Origin of the sequence: Bradyrhizobium sp. AC87j1 (assembly GCF_002936975.1) — a bacterium.
Lineage (GTDB): Bacteria > Pseudomonadota > Alphaproteobacteria > Rhizobiales > Xanthobacteraceae > Bradyrhizobium > Bradyrhizobium shewense.
In genome coordinates this window covers 47,072-62,539 of sequence record NZ_PTFE01000045.1, presented here as the reverse complement: position 1 = coordinate 62,539, position 15,468 = coordinate 47,072, and the positions used below count along the sequence as shown (strand labels likewise).

At 60.5% G+C, this 15,468-nt stretch carries 16 protein-coding genes; 3 read left to right on the top strand and 13 right to left on the bottom strand.

Features of this window, described 5'->3' with window-relative positions:
• From CV770_RS41715 to CV770_RS22630, 9 genes are all read right to left on the bottom strand, one after another.
• The coding region (locus CV770_RS41715) for a DinB family protein (protein ID WP_502693608.1) at positions 1-244 on the bottom strand (244 nt) is incomplete at its 3' end.
• Positions 245-958: 714 nt separating this feature from the next.
• Positions 959-1,858, bottom strand: a complete 900-nt coding sequence (locus CV770_RS22665; protein ID WP_104463923.1) for a universal stress protein — start codon at positions 1,856-1,858, stop codon at positions 959-961.
• 585 nt (positions 1,859-2,443) lie between these two features.
• Positions 2,444-2,842 (bottom strand): monovalent cation/H(+) antiporter subunit G, encoded by a 399-nt coding sequence (mnhG, locus tag CV770_RS22660; protein WP_104463922.1) that lies wholly within the window; start codon positions 2,840-2,842, stop codon positions 2,444-2,446.
• Positions 2,839-3,120, bottom strand: a complete 282-nt coding sequence (locus tag CV770_RS22655; RefSeq protein ID WP_091966917.1) for a K+/H+ antiporter subunit F — start codon at positions 3,118-3,120, stop codon at positions 2,839-2,841. The genes mnhG and CV770_RS22655 overlap by 4 nt, the downstream gene beginning before the upstream one ends.
• The gene (locus CV770_RS22650; RefSeq protein ID WP_104463921.1) at positions 3,117-3,605 is read right to left on the bottom strand and encodes a Na+/H+ antiporter subunit E; all 489 of its coding nucleotides are present in this window, start codon (positions 3,603-3,605) and stop codon (positions 3,117-3,119) included. The genes CV770_RS22655 and CV770_RS22650 overlap by 4 nt, the downstream gene beginning before the upstream one ends.
• Positions 3,602-5,218 carry a monovalent cation/H+ antiporter subunit D gene (locus CV770_RS22645; RefSeq protein WP_104463920.1) on the bottom strand — a complete coding sequence of 539 codons (1,617 nt, stop codon included), beginning with the start codon at positions 5,216-5,218 and terminating at the stop codon, positions 3,602-3,604. The genes CV770_RS22650 and CV770_RS22645 overlap by 4 nt, the downstream gene beginning before the upstream one ends.
• Positions 5,215-5,556, bottom strand: coding sequence for a Na+/H+ antiporter subunit C (locus tag CV770_RS22640; protein ID WP_104463919.1), 342 nt, complete (start codon positions 5,554-5,556; stop codon positions 5,215-5,217). The genes CV770_RS22645 and CV770_RS22640 overlap by 4 nt, the downstream gene beginning before the upstream one ends.
• A complete protein-coding gene (locus CV770_RS22635) occupies positions 5,556-8,477 on the bottom strand; it encodes a monovalent cation/H+ antiporter subunit A (protein WP_104463918.1) in 2,922 nt (973 codons plus the stop codon). The genes CV770_RS22640 and CV770_RS22635 overlap by 1 nt, the downstream gene beginning before the upstream one ends.
• Before the next feature lie 538 nt (positions 8,478-9,015).
• Complete coding sequence (locus CV770_RS22630; RefSeq protein WP_104463917.1) at positions 9,016-9,207, bottom strand: hypothetical protein; 192 nt, start codon at positions 9,205-9,207, stop codon at positions 9,016-9,018.
• A gap of 35 nt (positions 9,208-9,242) precedes the next feature.
• On the opposite strand from CV770_RS22630, the gene CV770_RS22625 reads away from it, so the two are divergent.
• Both CV770_RS22625 and CV770_RS22620 read left to right on the top strand, forming a co-directional pair.
• Entirely contained in the window at positions 9,243-9,707 is a 465-nt protein-coding gene (locus tag CV770_RS22625) for a GreA/GreB family elongation factor (protein ID WP_245453831.1), read from the top strand.
• A 293-nt stretch (positions 9,708-10,000) separates the two neighbouring features.
• Positions 10,001-10,249 carry a hypothetical protein gene (locus CV770_RS22620; RefSeq protein ID WP_104463927.1) on the top strand — a complete coding sequence of 83 codons (249 nt, stop codon included), beginning with the start codon at positions 10,001-10,003 and terminating at the stop codon, positions 10,247-10,249.
• A gap of 78 nt (positions 10,250-10,327) precedes the next feature.
• Here CV770_RS22620 and CV770_RS22615 read toward each other — a convergent pair whose 3' ends face one another.
• The gene (locus CV770_RS22615; RefSeq protein ID WP_146101336.1) at positions 10,328-10,732 is read right to left on the bottom strand and encodes a propionyl-CoA synthetase; all 405 of its coding nucleotides are present in this window, start codon (positions 10,730-10,732) and stop codon (positions 10,328-10,330) included.
• Positions 10,733-11,229: 497 nt separating this feature from the next.
• Here CV770_RS22615 and tal point away from each other — a divergent pair, with 497 nt between their 5' ends.
• Positions 11,230-12,315 (top strand): transaldolase, encoded by a 1,086-nt coding sequence (gene tal / locus CV770_RS22605; protein ID WP_104463915.1) that lies wholly within the window; start codon positions 11,230-11,232, stop codon positions 12,313-12,315.
• 343 nt (positions 12,316-12,658) lie between these two features.
• On the opposite strand, the gene CV770_RS22600 is transcribed toward tal, so the two are convergent.
• From CV770_RS22600 to CV770_RS22590, 3 genes are all read right to left on the bottom strand, one after another.
• Complete coding sequence (locus tag CV770_RS22600; protein WP_104463914.1) at positions 12,659-13,162, bottom strand: LabA-like NYN domain-containing protein; 504 nt, start codon at positions 13,160-13,162, stop codon at positions 12,659-12,661.
• A gap of 61 nt (positions 13,163-13,223) precedes the next feature.
• Positions 13,224-14,843, bottom strand: a complete 1,620-nt coding sequence (gene ctaD, locus CV770_RS22595) for a cytochrome c oxidase subunit I (protein ID WP_104463913.1) — start codon at positions 14,841-14,843, stop codon at positions 13,224-13,226.
• A gap of 347 nt (positions 14,844-15,190) precedes the next feature.
• Positions 15,191-15,430, bottom strand: a complete 240-nt coding sequence (locus tag CV770_RS22590) for a hypothetical protein (RefSeq protein WP_104463912.1) — start codon at positions 15,428-15,430, stop codon at positions 15,191-15,193.
• Between the last annotated feature and the right edge of the window lie 38 nt (positions 15,431-15,468).

Genomic DNA, 15,468 nt, shown 5'->3' with positions numbered 1-15,468 from the left:
TGGGGGCGAGTTGAGCAAGAACGGGCGTGTCAGCGCTCCAATTCGCCGCGTATGAATGACGTTCGCCTTGAAGATTGGCGGCAAATATTCGGTCGACCATGTGGGCGTGATTCAGAACACGCAGTGCTGCCCGATATTCCGTTGTGCGCGGTTCAGCATCGACGGTGTTCAAGGCGAGAAGCAACTCCGCATTCGAGGCGGCTTTGTATTGAAGCAACGAGCTTATTAGGGTCTTGGCCGTCATGTTCTTCTCCTTGCGTATCAGAGAATCCCCGGAACAAACCCCCAGATGCCGATCGCAAATAGCGTCGGCATCAGAGAGCTGTACGGGCATGACGGCTACTTGTGCGCTGGCGGCCGCTCAATCGCGCACATAGAATTTGCACGTGTATGCAGGACGGTTCAAGATCAAAAAAGCAAAGTTTCTGTCATGACCATCGCCGGTCACTCGAGGTGTAGAATCAATTTGGTGTGCCACCGGAACAGGGTCTCCTTTTGGCCCGACTCGGATCTCCGGCGATGTCCGCTTTGGCGCCGCTATTGAGGGCATAGCAGACGCCAAACGCACCCTGATCCGCAGCGTTCCGATTTTTTAGTACACGCCCTAGCCAGGAAGTGCGGCCCGCGCGAGCAGCTCTCGCGGGGGCCGATTAGCATCAGTCCGCCGGATTCCAGATCAGGGCTCGGCGAAGGAACAGGAAGGGCGTCGACGGATGGCGGCACGAGAAACTTTTCCGGCCAGCGATCCCCCAAAGATCACGCGACCAGCCAAACGAACCGCACGGAAATCAGCTGTCCGCGACACTGGGCGAAGACGCGGCTGAGTCATCTCGGGAGGGCCATGGCGATCCGCGGACATGCGAATGCCCTGCGGACGCCATGCTGCTGCGCAGGGAGATCCCGCGCTCTGGTGCTGGTTGAGACCCTGGACCCCTCCCGGCGAGTCCAGTCGTTCGCGTCACGCCTCAAAAGAGGCAGCGGTGTCCAACTTTGGAGGTCTGACTTCACGGGGGGGCGGAGGAACAACGAGAACGTCCACGTTCACGGACCGCAACACTTCTTCTGTGACGCTGCCAATCAACGCTCGGAGCAACCCAGATCGGCCGTGAGTACCCAGTACGAGCATGTCCGGGCGCTTTTCCGCCACAGCGCGCGCGATCACCTGCATGGGAACGCCCTCGTCGACCCTAAGCGACCATCGCTGCGTGCCGAACTCATTGGCCACGAGAAAACGGCTCATTTCCTCCATCGCCCCGTGGCGCTCGCTGTCGACATATCCACTGATGACGTCGGAGCTCGCACCAGAGCTGAGCAATCGTCTTTTAGCCACCGGCGAGAAGGCGTGAAGAAACGTCGCTCCGTCTTCCAAAAGCCCGGCGGACAGGCCGAAGCGGATCGCATCGGCCGATGTCTCCGACATGTCGATCGGCACCAGAACCCGTTCGTACTGCCGCTGCGCTTCGTTGTTCACCATTAGCACCGGATACTTCCCTCCGCGAATGACACGCTCGATAGTGGTCCCTGTAAAGATATCGCGCAGAAACTGCTTGCGATGGGCTCCCATTACGATGAGATCGGCGCCGACCGCGGCGCTCGCGCGCAAGATCCCGTCGAAGGGGTGCCCCCTGATCACGGTCGCATGGCAACGCGCGTCAGGCAGCTCGGGCATCGACCCGATCTGCTCTGTCAGCACCCGCTGAGCCTCACGCTCTTCCATGCGGGCCAGATCGGCGGGCAGGTCTTCATCAACGACGTGAACAAGGTGCAGCTCGGCACGGCGGGCGCGAGCCAGAAGGCCGGCTTGACGCAGAGCGCGATGAGAACGCGTAGAAAAATCCGTCGCAGCGACGATGATCATGTCAGAACCCTTGTATTGGCCCACTTCGCCGAGGCGATCTCGGCAAGGCGGCGATTTGATTGCTTAGGCCCGCTCATGACGCGGTCACACACAGGCGGCCCCGAGATCCGGAGCAGGAGCGTGTCGCGGTCGAAAACCGTATGGGCGGGAGCGCGAAGGTGACAAAGCACCTTCCAGCGCGTCACCCCTCTGGGTGATGCGGTATCGGAGGCGGACGGCGCGCAAAGGCTGCGCGAAACCCGTCTGGATCATAAATCCAGATGAACAGGATCCACGAGGTCAGGACGAGTAGTGCCAAAAAGACAGACATGAAGAACTCCCGGCTTGGTCAGAATCGTTGAGTTGCCGCGCCCGGGCGATACAAATCGCCCGGGTCACACGCCGATTTGCAGCCGGTTCTCCCGAATGTCTGGTCGCACTTTGGTCATCACGTCCTCTATTTGGAATGCCGCAGATCTTCGAGCGGCATCCGCAAGATCGGGCCGCCGGCGGCGGCCGGCTGAAGTCGCGGCGAACGTTGCACGCAGTCCAGCATCATGCCTACAATGGACTTAAGCATGCGCCACGCGAGATCAATTGCGACATTTAGCCGGCCTTGCCCGTGGGAGCGTCGCCTGGAACCCTCGCGTGAGGCAGCGCCCGGCCTACGGGTTCGCCCAGCTGTGCCCGTTCCGCGGTGTCGCGAAAGTGGGCTGCGCCGACGAGAACGGTCAGCGCGATCGGGGTGGTCACGACGCCGAGTACGACAATCAGGATTTCGTGCACCACCGGTCTGGTCTGCAGAACCGAGAAGTAGACCATCGAAGCGGCCGCGATGAAGACGGTGCCGAGCGTCGTTCCGAGCGTCGGCGCATGGACCCGCTCGTAGAAGGTGCTCAGCCGCAAAAGGCCCAGCGAGCCGATCAGCGTCACGGCAGCGCCGGTCAAAAGGAAGACCGCAGTGAGGACGGCAGCCCAAGGAGGCAAGTGCTCGATGCCGTTCATTCGATCACCTCGCCGCGAAGGAGGAACTTGGCGAGCGCAACCGTGCCGACGAAACCGAACAGGGCCGTGGCCAGAGCCGCCTCGAAATAGAGCGCCTCACCGGTTCGAATCCCGACCGTCAGCAGCAACAACATCGCGTTGACGGACAACGTGTCGAAGCCGAGAACGCGATCCTGCGCGCGAGGTCCAAGGAAGATGCGCAAAGCGCCGCAGCCGATCGCCAATCCCAGCAACACCTGCGCGACCAGGAGCGAGTAGGTCAGCATGAGCTGGCTCATTCGAATATCTCCAGCAGATGACGTTCGTAACGGTCCTTGATGGTGCGGATCCACTCCTCTTCATCGACGAGGTCCAGAACGTGGATGGTCAGCGCCCCTCTTTGGGCGTCGAAATTCACCCACAACGTCCCCGGGGTCGACGTAATGATGCACGCGAGTGAGGCCAGCCCGTAGGGGTCGCGCATGTCGAGCGGAATCTCCACAAAACCCGATCTGCGCTGCCGCCGCCCCAAACCGAGAACGATCCGTCCCACCGCCAGGTTCGAGCGGACGATGTCCATCGCAACCAGTCGCAACAGCCGCAGAATGACGCCGGGTCGCCTGACCCGCACGGGCGGCAATTCCAAGACGTTCAGGATCCGTCCGCCGACGAGCGCGACCACGCAGCCAAGCAGGATGTGCCCGAAGGTGACCGCTTGATTGAGCAGCAGCCACAGCGCGAGCAGGCAGAAGCTGATGATCGGACAGGGCAGCAAGCGTGTCATTTGCCCTCCGCTTGTCGGCTGCTGGAGCCGGTGTCCAGGACGTCGCTGATGTAGTCCGCCGGCGAGTGGAGGGAATGCGCCGCGGCCTGCATGAAGCGGATCACGGGACCGGCCCAGACGGTTTGCGCAGCACAGATGAACAGCAGGAACATGATCGGCGCCATCTCAATCACGCGCACGCGCGGCACAGTGCGATCGGGCGAGGCCCAGAAGATGCGGATTCCCGCGCGTGCCATCGCGACCAAGGTCGCGAAACCCGAGAGGATCAGCACCGCGAGCAGAGCCCATCCGCTGCCCGGAATGGCCCCGCCCGGCTGATCGGCCGGATGCAGCGCCGCCGCGAGCAGCGCGAATTTGGCGATAAATCCGGACAGCGGCGGCAAGCCGGCGATAACCACCGCACAGCCGATGAAAGCGACGCCGAGCAATCCCATGGTCGCCACGATGGCGGTGCCGACGTCCTCTTCGGCTTCGTCCCTCTCGTCCTCCTCTCCATAGGCTTCGCGCGTGACGGCGATCATGTCCGCTCCAGGTTCGCGACCGCGCTCGATGAGCTCGACGAGGAGGAAGAACGCGCCGATGCCGAGCGTCGAGCTGACCAGGTAAAAGAGCGCTCCACTGGTGACGCCGACCTGTCCCATCCCCGTGGCCGCGAGCACCGTTCCGGAGGATATGAGCACCGAGAAGCCGCCGAGCCGGGCGGTGTCTTGCGAGGCCAGTGTGCCGATGGCGCCGAACAGGATCGTCGCCAAGCCGGTCAACAACAAGAACTCCCTGCCGAAGCCGGCCGATGCGCCGGCGTCCTCGCCGAAAAGCAAGAGCGACAGGCGCAGCACGATATAGACGCCGACCTTCGTCATGATCGCGAAGATCGACGCCACCGGCGGACTTGCGGCGGCGTAGGCGGTCGGCAGCCAGAAGTTCAAGGGCCACATTCCCGCCTTGAGCAGGAAGGCAACCGCAAGCGCGCCCGCACCTGCTTCGAGCAAGCCGCGGCTCTCCGCCGCGACCGCCGGCACGCGTGCCGCGAGATCCGCCATGTTAAGCGTTCCGGTCACGCCGTAGATAAGGCTGACCCCGATCAGAAACAGCAGCGAGGCGGCGAGGTTGACGACGATGTAATGCAGCCCTGCCTTCACCCGTGCAAGACCGGATCCGTGTAGCAGAAGGCCGTATGACGCCGCCAGCAACAACTCGAAGAACACGAACAGGTTGAAGAGATCGCCCGTGAGGAAGGCGCCGTTGAGGCCCATCAGCAGGAACTGAAACAGCGAATGGAAATGCGCGCCTGCCCGGTGCCAGCGGGCAAGGGAGTACACAACTGAGGCCAGCGCGAGGATATTGGTCAGCAGCAGCATTAGAGCCGACAGCCGATCGAGAACGAGGACAATTCCGAACGGCGCAGGCCAATTGCCCAGACGATAGACGTCCCTGGTGCCGGCGTCGGAGATTCCCAGCAGGATTGCGGCGACACAGACGAGGGCGACGGTTGCGAAGACGTTGAGGCCCGCTACGATCGGCCTGTATCTCTCTCCGTTGAGCAGCAGCATGCCGGCACCTGCCAGCAGGGGCAGGAGAATCGGGGCAATGACCAGACCAGAGGCGCCGCTCACGCTTCCGGCTCCTGGCCGTCGACATGATCGGTCCGGGCGAGGCCGCGGGATGCCAGCAGCACGACCAGGAAGAGCGCGGTGGTCGCGAAACTGATGACGATTGCAGTCAGTACAAGCGCCTGCGGGAGCGGATCGGCATACCGGGCAGGATCTCCGGCCTCCTTTGCGATGAGCACCGGAGCCCCCGTCCGCACTCGCCCCATGGCCACGATGAAAAGATTAACCGAGTAGGAAAGCAACGACAGCCCGATGATAACCTGAAAGGTGCGCGGCCTGAGGATCAGCCAAACGCCGGACGCGGCAAGCGTACCGATACCGATTGCCAGCACGAACTCCATCAGACCAGTTCCTCCTTCGATGGCTCACTTGCCAAGCCTCGGCCGCTCTGAGGCGGAACTGCGTAGCGACGCAGGGATTGATGCGCGATCGCGATGAGCATCAGCACCGTGGCGCCGATCACGAGTGAGAACACGCCGACGTCGAAAAGGAATGCGCTCGCCGTGGGGACACGGCCAACCAGCGGTAGCTCGGCATACGCAAAGTACGAGGTCAGAAACGGATATCCGAAAACGCAGGCGGCTGCCGCCGTGCACCCAGCGAGCAGAAGCCCGATCCCCATCCAGCGTACCGGTATGACGTGCAGACGAGTTTCCACCCATGTCGTGCCGCGAGCGATGTACTGCAGGATAAACGCGGTCGCCATGGCGACGCCGGCTACGAAGCCTCCGCCCGGAAGATCGTGCCCGCGCAACAGCAGGAAGACCGCCACGACACCGATCACGGGAAACATCAGCCTCATCATTAGCGCCGCGGTCTCCATCGTATCCTTGGCGGTGTCACCCTTCTGTCGGTCGGGATGCGCCTCGTCGTGGCTGTCCTGGGCGTGCTGCTGTTCGGGAACGGGGATGCTCTCCGGCGCCGGACGGAAGCGGCGCAACAGCGCGTAGACGGTGAGCGCAACGACGGCGAGAACTGTGATCTCACCCATTGTGTCGAATCCGCGGAAGTCCACCAGGATGACGTTGACCACGTTGGTTCCGCCACCTTTGGTATAGGCGTTTTCGACGAAGTAGCGCGAGATGCTGTTCGTATCGGGATGCTGCAGGGCTGCAAACGCGAGCGTCGCCAGCCCGACGCCGACAGAGAGCGCGATCGCGAAGTCACGTACGCGGTGCCATCGAATCCTGTCGGCTGGCGCTTCCGTCCCGGCCGGTGCGATACGTTTTGGCAACCATCGCAAGCCGAGTAGCAGGAGCACTGTCGTGACCGTCTCGACGACGATCTGCGTCAGGGCCACGTCGGGAGCCGACAGCCATACGAAGGTGACGCAGGTCACGAGACCGGCAGACCCGAGCAGGATCAGCGCGACGACACGATGAAATTTGGCCTGGATCGCGGCGCCGACCGCGCAGGCGGCGCCGACCGTCCAAAGCAAAGCGAACGCAAGGTCAAATGTAGTCCGCAGGGGATCCGCCAGCGGGACGCCGCGCGAAAAGAGCGGCAGCAAGGCGGCGAGGAACGCCGCGCCGACCAGGACTCTCAATTGTGGCTGGAGACGTCTCGTCCCGAGCTTGCTCTCGAGCCAGCGTGCAAGACGCCAGGATAGCGTCACCATCGTCCAGTCGAAGATCTGCTTCCCGCTGAACCGGCCGAGCAGGGGCGGTCCCTCGTTAACGAGAAGGTAGGAGCGCAGCATCACATAGACGCCGACGCCGCCAACCATCGCCAGGACGCTCATCAGCAATTCGGGCGTGAAGCCGTGCCAGATCCTGAGGTTGTACTCCGGCATGTTGGAACCGAGCACGGCGCCAGCGGCGGTATCGAGGACCGGTGCAACGGTCAACGCCGGAGCGATGCCCACCACGACGCATGCAAGCACGAGAAGCTCGGCTGGAAGCCGCATCAGGAGGGGCGGCTCGTGAGGTGTGCACGGAAGGCCGACGGGAGCGGGACCGAAGAACACGTCGCGAATGAACCGGAGAGAATAGGCAACGGTGAAAGTGCTTGCCGCAGTGACGATGTAGGGAAGCGCCTGATCGACGAATGAATTGTCATGGACTTCGATTGTTTCAGCGAAGAACATCTCTTTCGAGAGGAAGCCATTCAGCAGCGGCACGCCGGCCATCGATCCGGCCGCAACCATGGCCAGCGTCGCGGTGATCGGCATGAACGCGTAGAGACCGCTCAAGCGCCGAATGTCGCGCGTGCCGGTTTCGTGGTCGATGATGCCCGCAGCCATGAACAGCGAGGCCTTGAAGGTGGCATGGTTCATGATGTGAAAGATCGCTGCGATCTGCCCGAACGGCGTGTCCAGTCCAGTCAAGAGCGTGATCAAGCCGAGATGGCTGATGGTCGAGTACGCCAGCAGGCCCTTTAGATCCTGCTGGAATACCGCGAGAAACGCGCCCAGCAGAAAGGTGATCAGACCGGCAGATCCTACCAGCCACAGCCATTCGTTCGATCCGCCGAGGGCGGGCCAGAGCCTGACCAAAAGAAACACACCCGCCTTCACCATCGTTGCCGAGTGCAGATAGGCGGATACGGGAGTCGGAGCCGCCATCGCGTGCGGCAGCCAAAAATGGAAGGGAAATTGGGCGCTCTTGGTCAGGGCGCCGAGCAGGATCAGCACGAGCGCGGGAACATAGAGCGGATGCGAACGGATCGCCTCTCCTGACGCCAACACCTTGTCCAGGTCGTAGCTGCCGACGATGTGACCGATCAGCAGGACGCCGGCAAAGAGGCAGAGTCCGCCACTCGAGGTGATCACCAGCGCCATCCGTGCGCCGTCCCTCGCAGCCGAATTGTGATGCCAATAGCTGATCAGCAAGAACGAAAACAGGCTGGTCAGCTCCCAGAAGAAAACGAGCTGGAGCAGATTGCCGGAGAGCACGATCCCCAACATCGCCCCCATGAAGGCGAGCAGGAGAGAAAAGAACCGCGGAACGGGATCGCTAGGCGACATGTAATAGCGGGCGTACAGCACCACCAGAAATCCGATGCCGGTGACCAGCATGGCGAACGCCCAGGCGAAGCCATCGAGTCTCAGTGCGAACGAAAGCCCAAGTTCGGCAATCCACGTCGTGTGCCAGCCGACGACCCCGCCGTGCGTCACGCTCGGATAGGCCACAGCAATGATGCAAAAGGCCGCAAGTGCAACTCCTCCGGCGAGCCATGCCGCAGCATTGCGCGCATGGACCCGCAGGAGCGCCGCAATGAAGCTCCCGACGAAAGGAAGGACGAGAACGGCAAGGAGGAACATGCCTTCGCTGCCCCAGCTGCTAGGTGGAGGGTATGTTTTCGCGACCCAGCTTGCTTAGCCGAGACAGACGTACATCGCCACTGTAAGGTTTGGCGCGGTTGTGCGAGGTCGACCGGCATGCCCGGGGCCACTGGCCAGCACGTTCACAAAGGAACGGTTCAGATCCAATGAGGGAAAGTGCCGACCAAGGCAGCAATTGCGGCCGCCAGAGCGCCAAGAAACGCGTACGATCCGCAGAGCGCGATCACCCGCCAGCCGCTTAGCGCAAGGGCCTCACCGTCTTTGGGTTCACTGAACTCTGAGCGGCGTCGCATGTGGTGGATGCCATTCATTGTTCCATCGCAGGAGGATCCAGCGTAATATAACGACGTGTTGCGGAATTGCGGCTCACATTCACGTCAAAGGCCGGCTCTGCCGATTGAGGCGACAGAAGTTTGGGCCCTCAGATGCGCGGGCTGCCATGCTGTCCAGCGTAACATGTGCGTGCACAACTATGTAGGCGGATGGCCACCCACCTGCTTCACCTAGCAGGGCTCTTTCACTCGGGCTTCAGTGTTGCAAGCGACTGTGCGGTTTCGCCGCAATGTCGCCGACGGGCTAAGGACACCATATTGGTTGTGCTATGGCTTATAAGATCGACATCGATACGCGCGCGGCGCGCTTTGATCTTCACGCCGGCCTCCTTCATGCAGGCGGTTAGCCGGACGGTGTGCGCGCCGTCCGGGCTCATTTCCAGCTTTCGTGATCTCCACCCGAGAGATCGAATTGAAGCAGAAGGAGTTTGTCATGCTGCCTCTTCCAATAATCGCGCTCACCGCATCTGACTATCCACGACTTGAACAGCTCGCCCACCTTGCCGCCCAGCAAGGAGACTTGGACGGCATCTTCCTTATGGGTGAGATCAACAGGGCCGAGATCGTATCCGAAGAGTCGGAGGATCTTCCCTCATTCGTGACCATAGGATCGTGGGTCACCTATTCCACCAACTGGGGCGTTCCTCGGCGAAGGGTCCAACTGGTCTGGCCCGAGGAGTGTCAATCGGATCTTGCCCGCATTTCAGTTTTGACACCGCTAGGTGCGGCTTTGATCGGACTCCAGGTCGGCGACCAAATGCCATACTTCGTTGCCGGCTGTTTGAACGTTGTCAGGGTGCAAAACGTGACCCAGCCAGATGCCAGGGTAGTGCCCACTCGTGCGCAGGGCGGCGCGTCGGCAGAGCAAGCCATTTGATGATGACCCAGGACCATCTGTGGCATTAGGAACAATCAATGGCCAATTTCGAAGCCGAGAAGCGTCAGCGAATCGACTTCGAGACACCCGGCAGGCGCAAAAGAGATCTGACCGTTCTGTCGGTTTCGGAATGACAGCCAGACAGGTCGGTCGATCGGCGATGCAGGACCCACCATACGAGCGCGGCTTAGAGCACGTTGCCCCCTCGTAAAATGCCACGGATCAGTCCGGCCGCCGCAAGCTTGCAGCCCTACGCACTTGAAACCTCGTCGGGCGGAAGAACGGAGCAGGATATGAGGAAGACTAAAGGCGCGGAAATCGCTCTGTTGACCATTCTAACAGCCATATTGTTGCTCACCGGCGCTGGAGCTCTTGTTACGTGGGGAGCGACCACCGGTGTGGAAATCGGAAAGCATGGCTGGATCGCCCTTGGCCTCGGAACATTCTTCTCCCTGCTAGTCGGTTGCGCGCTGATGTTTTTCAGCAGTCGCAGCGGTCACGACGATATGGCTGACCCCTTCCGTCGGACAGAGGTCAGATAGTTGAAGCGCGCCGCTCAAAAGCGGCTGGACCGTCGCCGCCAAGGATTTGCCTTCTATCGGGCGCAAGCAGTGCTGGGGCTAAGGCGATGGCCTCCTCCATCGCGCCCGTCGAAAGCCGGTGCCCGGCGACGTTGATGACGTCGTCGGTGCAGCCGACCACCCAGACGTATCCATCCTGTCTGGGTATCCGGCGTAGGCCGTGATGAAGCAGCTGGCGTAACGCTGCAGATAGCCTTCCTCGAATCGATCGTTCGCGTTCCAAAGGGTGACGGCCGCGCCGGGCCGGAGCGCCAGCTTCGGCCCGACCTCAACCATCTCGCCGGTAGCGACCTCGGCTTCTTCCGCATCAAGAATCCGGACGTCGTAGCCCGGCATCGAGACGGAGGGCGACCCGTGCTTGATCGGCAGGATGCCGAGCAATCGGGTTCGCAGCGATGGACCGTCCGGTAGCACATCAACAAACGCATCGACTTCGCGCTGCAAACTCTCTCATTTCGATCAGCGCGTCTAGCCGGACGGGATCCGATCCCTCGGCTTGTTTGTCGTTCTTCGGGTGCCGTCCGCGGCTAATCTGGGCCAAGTACTCTTCGCAGTGGCGCGCGCAGTTCGAATCGACATCTCACTAGCATCACCAATAGAAATCTTAATGGATGAAGCCCGCTTGCCGCGCGCGTCAGGTCGCCTTGGACGCTAAAGGTCCTCCGACGCCTTCCGAAGCATGAAGTTTGTTCTTAACTCTCAGGAAAATTCGTTTGTCTGAAGTAAGCGTCAGGCTCACGATAGAGCGTCAGACAATTTGTCGCTTGTCAAATGCGCACAAGAGACAAAACCAACGGCGTGACGTAAGCGCGGTCTTTGGAGATCTGAGGAGCTTCGGTGTAAACAACGGCGCAATCCAATCCCGTCGCCGGACGACCGGAGCGCATCCATCGCCTGGCGCCGGCGTCTATGCCCGTCGCATTCAACACGGAGGTAGCGCGATGAATCCGACAAGAACGCTTCACGATTTCGGTCAAAGCTTGTGGCTCGACAACATCACTCGCGATTTGCTCAACGATGGCACTTTGCAACGTTACATCGACGAGCTCTCGGTGACGGGACTGACGTCGAACCCCGCAATCTTCAATCATGCGATCAACAGCAGCACAACCTATGACGTCGACATTTCCCGGCAGGCGTTGCCGACGAAATCGGCTGAGGATCTTTTCTTCGATCTGGCCCTGGCAGATTTGACCCGCGCCGCCGAATTGTTTCAACCTGTTTTCGCCCGGACAAACGGGATCGACGGCTGGGTGTCGCTGGAAGTCTCGCCCGCCTTAGCTCATGACAGCGACAAGACCGTCGAGGCGGCACTCGAGCTTCACCGGCGAGGCGGCAAGCCCAATCTGTTCATTAAGATTCCCGGCACTGCGGAAGGGCTGCCTGCCATCGAGGCGGCTATCTTTGCCGGCGTTCCCATCAACGTCACGCTGCTTTTTTCACGCGAGCAATACGTCGCGGCTGTCGAGTCCTACCTGCGCGGCGTCGAGCGGCGCATCGCGGCGGGGCTGAATCCGGCAGTCGCCTCGGTCGCCTCGCTCTTCGTCAGCCGCTGGGATGTCGCAGTCGCCGACAAGGTTCCGGGCGCGCTGACAACCCGGCTCGGCATAGCCGTCGCTCAGCGGACCTACAAGGCTTATCGAGAGTTGTTGGCCTCCCCGCGCTTCCTGCGCGCCGCCAACGCCGGCGCACTACCTCAGCGCCTTCTATGGGCCAGCACCGGCACCAAAGATCCGCACGCCTCCGATATCCTCTACATCAAAGCACTCGCGGCACCTTTCACTATCAATACGATACCGGACGCTACCCTCAAGGCCTTTGAAGACCACGGCGAGGTCGACACGACGCTCGATCCTGACGGAGGAGACTGCGAGAGGGTTCTCGCCGAATTCTTGAAGGCCGGCATCGATATCGACGTACTCGCTGCCAAGCTGCAGAACGACGGCGCCCAGTCTTTCGTCAAGTCTTGGAAAGATCTGATGGGCCGTATCAACTCCAAGGGCATCGCGATCCGCAAAGCGAGCTGACGTAGACGGTTATAACGTCCCGTACACCAGGCTTTGTGCGGGAGCATTAGACCGGTCACCCACGCCACGCCCCCGCCTTCCTGTAAAAGCTGCAGCCTATCCCGTGTCCGTGCGCGACGCCGCGGCTCGATCGGCGATCGCGGTCCCGCAAGATCTATTCAAGCGCCGCTTGTATCTCGCCACTCTCGCGCATCGCGTGGAGTGCTATTCACGCAGACCTTTACCTTTACGCCGATTTTCGCCGCACTCGCGGGTCGCCAGCGGGGGCATTTCAAAGCCCCGAAAATGACTTGGATATTGCATCGAGTTTGCGCTACTAACTCTCGCCATTCGTCCACCGCGTCTATCTCTGGATTGAATTCCTTAGCGTTGCCAACTCGAGGAAAGCGTCTGCTTGCCGTCTCAGCTCTTCGGACGCCATCGCCGGTGTGGTCTGTAGACTCGACACGACCGTGACTCTGACCCCCAAACGCTGAACCGCTTCGACGAGGGCACGAAAATCGCCGTCGCCAGAGAAAAGGAACAGTTCATCCAGTTGCGGAGCGATCTCGAGCGCGTCAATGGCGAGGTCTATACCAATGCTGCGCCTCGACCTCCTACCCTCATCCTCATGGCGCCTGATCAACTTCGTACGAACGGTGAACCGATTGACCTCGAGCCAGTCAGTGAGACGCTGAACGTCGCCGGCCGCGCTTTCTCTTATCGCCAAGTAGAAGTAAGAACGGACAATGCTCCCGGATTTTTCGAATTCCAGCAACAATCTTTTGTAGTCGATCTCGAAGCCAAGGTTTCTGGCCGTCCGATCCAGATTGGCTCCATCGATGAAGAGCGCTCTTCGTCCTGTCATGCCTCTTGCTTCCGCGGCGATCTGAGCCGCCTGCTTCTTCGCGCCAACGTGCGCAGGGTCCCTAATGATCTCCCGAAATCCGAGGCAATACTTGGAATTGGTGGAACGGCGGCGGAGACGAAAGCGTCCACTCTAGCGTAGTCGCGCCGGGCCCCCACGGGTTGCTCGCTGCCCTCTCTTTCCGGACGAAGGCATACACCATGGTTACGAAGAACGTGATCAGACCGGCGGCGGAGAGATAGGATCCGATGGAGGCAATCTGATTCATGCCGCCGAATGCGTCCGGATAGTCTGCTATTCGTCGCGGCATTCCCGACAATCCGAGGAAATGCATGGGGAAAAACGCAATGTTGACGCCGACAAACGTCAGCCAGAAGTGCAGTTTGCCGAGGGTTTCCGAAAACATGTATCCGGTCATTTTCGGAAACCAATAATACCAGCCTGCAAAAATTGCGAACACGGCACCAAGCGACAGCACGTAATGGAAATGCGCAACGACGTAGTAGGTGTCCTGCAGCGACCGGTCGATGCCTGGATTGGCAAGCACAACGCCGGTAACTCCTCCGATCGTGAACACGAAGATGAATCCGACTGCCCACAGCATCGGCGTCCTAAAGGTTATCGAGCCGCCCCACATCGTCGCTATCCAGGAAAAGATCTTAATGCCCGTCGGCACAGCGATAACCATGCTGGCCAAGGCGAAATACGCCTGCGCGCTGCTGGACATGCCGACGGTGTACATATGATGGGCCCAGACGAGGAATCCGATGACCCCAATCGCAAGCAGCGCATAGACCATCCCCAGATAGCCGAAGATCGGCTTGCGGCTGAACGTGGAAACGACATGGCTCACGATGCCGAAACCCGGCAGGATCATGATGTAGACCTCGGGATGACCGAAGAACCAGAACAGATGCTGATACAGGATCGGGTCTCCGCCGCCTTCGGGCGCGAAGAACGTCGTTCCGAAATTGCGGTCGGTGAGAAGCATGGTAATGGCGCCGGCCAGTACAGGCAGAGACAGCAGCAGCAGGAAAGCCGTGACGAGGACCGACCAGACGAACAGCGGCATCTTATGCATCGTCATGCCGGGCGCTCGCATATTGAAGATCGTCGTGATAAAGTTAATCGAGCCGAGAATCGACGACGCACCCGCGAGATGCATCGACAGGATCACGAAATCGACTGCCGGTCCCGGATGACCAGAGGTCGACAACGGGGCGTAGAGCGTCCAGCCGGTACCGGCGCCGACCGATCCAGGCGCGCCTTCGACGAACATCGAAATGATGAGCAGAGCAAACGACGCCGGCAGCAGCCAGAATGAAATGTTGTTCATGCGCGGAAACGCCATGTCCGGCGCGCCGATCATGAGCGGCACCATCCAGTTGCCGAATCCACCCATCATCGCAGGCATCAGCGTAAAGAAAATCATGATCAGGCCGTGGCCTGTCACGAATACGTTGTAGACGTGCGGGTCCGTAAAGATCTGCAGGCCGGTATGCTGCAATTCCATCCGAATCAAAACCGAGAAGGTTCCGCCGATGAGACCTGCACATATGGCGAGCACGAAGTACATCGTGCCGATATCTTTGTGGTTAGTCGAATAGAGAAACCGACGCCAGCCGCCCGGATGTGCCTGCCCCCCATCGTGCGCGTCACCGACTGTCGACATGGTTGTCATCGTCAATTCCGATCAAGCATTGGAACGCTAGACCTGCTTGCCTCGCGACCTTCAAAGCAAGTGGTCGCATCTATCTTCCATCAGAGAACCCGAGCGGCAATCGATTTTAGTTGCAGCTTAAATGCATGATTCTTGATCGTTCAAAATTCGCTTCCTTCTTCCAGGCCGACGCCAGAGACGTTGCGGACCACGGTCCATTTGGCTGCGCAATCATCGATGGCGCTTGTGGCTCTTCGGCGAATGAAGACTTGAGCCAAAGGAGCGAGACCAACCCCTTTGCCGGCAGCGAAACGGCATGGCCGCTCCAGACCAAGCCAGCCATCGCGCCCGCCGCTCGTCTCATCCGCCTACGATCGCCCGGAAGGCCTCGAGTATCTGGGGACCGCCACCGGATACATCTCGTGGAGCTTCCGGAATTCGCGCGCGATCTCTTCATAGCCAGCTGCGTCGAGGAAGTCGCAGATCACCGCTTCGGCGCTGCCGTGCACGTTGCAGCCGTCGCTGCTCCGTTGCAGCGATTTCAGTTTATTGATGGCTTGCTGCTTGATGACGGTGTGCTCGACTTTCGGTTTGGGCAGAACCGGCATTTCATCATACTCCCTGTCCAGCATGGCACGAAACTGTC

Coding starts and splice junctions, on each gene's coding strand:
- CV770_RS22665 (WP_104463923.1), bottom strand. CDS start 1,858: ATGATCATCGTCGCTGCGACGGATTTTTCTACGCGTTCTCATCGCGCT.
- mnhG (WP_104463922.1), bottom strand. CDS start 2,842: ATGAACGGCATCGAGCACTTGCCTCCTTGGGCTGCCGTCCTCACTGCG.
- CV770_RS22655 (WP_091966917.1), bottom strand. CDS start 3,120: ATGAGCCAGCTCATGCTGACCTACTCGCTCCTGGTCGCGCAGGTGTTG.
- CV770_RS22650 (WP_104463921.1), bottom strand. CDS start 3,605: ATGACACGCTTGCTGCCCTGTCCGATCATCAGCTTCTGCCTGCTCGCG.
- CV770_RS22640 (WP_104463919.1), bottom strand. CDS start 5,556: ATGGAGTTCGTGCTGGCAATCGGTATCGGTACGCTTGCCGCGTCCGGC.
- CV770_RS22635 (WP_104463918.1), bottom strand. CDS start 8,477: ATGTTCCTCCTTGCCGTTCTCGTCCTTCCTTTCGTCGGGAGCTTCATT.
- CV770_RS22630 (WP_104463917.1), bottom strand. CDS start 9,207: ATGAGCCCGGACGGCGCGCACACCGTCCGGCTAACCGCCTGCATGAAG.
- CV770_RS22620 (WP_104463927.1), top strand. CDS start 10,001: ATGAGGAAGACTAAAGGCGCGGAAATCGCTCTGTTGACCATTCTAACA.
- tal (WP_104463915.1), top strand. CDS start 11,230: ATGAATCCGACAAGAACGCTTCACGATTTCGGTCAAAGCTTGTGGCTC.
- CV770_RS22600 (WP_104463914.1), bottom strand. CDS start 13,162: ATGACAGGACGAAGAGCGCTCTTCATCGATGGAGCCAATCTGGATCGG.
- ctaD (WP_104463913.1), bottom strand. CDS start 14,843: ATGACAACCATGTCGACAGTCGGTGACGCGCACGATGGGGGGCAGGCA.
- CV770_RS22590 (WP_104463912.1), bottom strand. CDS start 15,430: ATGCCGGTTCTGCCCAAACCGAAAGTCGAGCACACCGTCATCAAGCAG.